1 protein-coding gene is annotated in these 252 nt (G+C 56.0%); it reads right to left on the bottom strand.

What is annotated here, in order from left to right; translation table 11 throughout:
• Positions 1-252: cadherin-like domain-containing protein (locus tag K5R16_RS22400; RefSeq protein ID WP_220740643.1), on the bottom strand; the 252-nt coding region annotated here is incomplete at both ends.

Raw genomic sequence — 252 nt, 5'->3', positions numbered from 1 at the left:
TGTTGTCGCCGGCAATGGTGAAGGTGGTGATACTGAGATCGCCATCGACACTGCTGCCATCAATCACATTGCCGCTGACTTCAGGGCTGTCCTCGACGATGCTGCGAGTTTCATTATCATCGCTGAAGTCATCGTTCACCGGGGTGACGGTCAAGGTCAGGGTCGAGGTATCTGTCGCGCCCGAGCCATCGGTTAAGGTGTAAGTGATCACCGGCACGCTGCCGTTATAGTTGGCGGCAGGGGTAAAGGTGT

The organism is Shewanella sp. c952, from assembly GCF_019654975.1.
Classification (GTDB): Bacteria; Pseudomonadota; Gammaproteobacteria; order Enterobacterales; family Shewanellaceae; genus Shewanella.
Note: the sequence above shows the minus strand (reverse complement) of the source record. Positions and strands in the feature narration are given on the sequence as shown.